The organism is Bradyrhizobium sp. NBAIM08 (assembly GCF_020193935.1).
GTDB lineage: Bacteria > Pseudomonadota > Alphaproteobacteria > Rhizobiales > Xanthobacteraceae > Bradyrhizobium > Bradyrhizobium yuanmingense.
The window spans coordinates 1-419 of sequence record NZ_JADYVR010000714.1 but is presented as its reverse complement, the minus strand read 5'-3'; the positions used below and the strand labels follow the sequence as shown (position 1 = coordinate 419).

Annotated in this window: 1 protein-coding gene; it reads right to left on the bottom strand. The window is 73.3% G+C overall.

Features of this window, described 5'->3' with window-relative positions:
- Positions 1-419: methyl-accepting chemotaxis protein (locus I6F37_RS41705; protein ID WP_225154626.1), on the bottom strand; the 419-nt coding region annotated here is incomplete at both ends.

Below are 419 nucleotides of genomic sequence, written 5' to 3'. Positions count from 1 at the left end.
GGTCAGCGATGCGGTGCCCTGCGGTTCCTGCGGCCTGCACGGTTCGGGCGGACAGCTGGCCGATCTCGCGCGCGGCCACTTGGCTGCGCTCGGCCAGCTTGCGAACCTCGGAGGCCACCACTGCGAAGCCGCGGCCAGCCTCGCCCGCACGCGCCGCCTCGATGGCGGCGTTGAGCGCGAGGAGATCGGTCTGGCGGGCGATGTCCTGAACGATCTGGATGCGCTCGGAGATGGCGGTCACGGCGGCCACCGCTTCGGCCGTGGCCTCACCCGAGCGCTGCGCGTCTCCGGCCGAGCGGCGTGTGGCGGCGGCTGTGGCGGCGGCGTGCTGCGCGGACTGCTTAATGTTGGCGGCCATCTCCTCAACGGACGCCGAGGCTTCCTCGGTCGAGGCGCCCTGCTCGGTCGCCCCCTGGGCA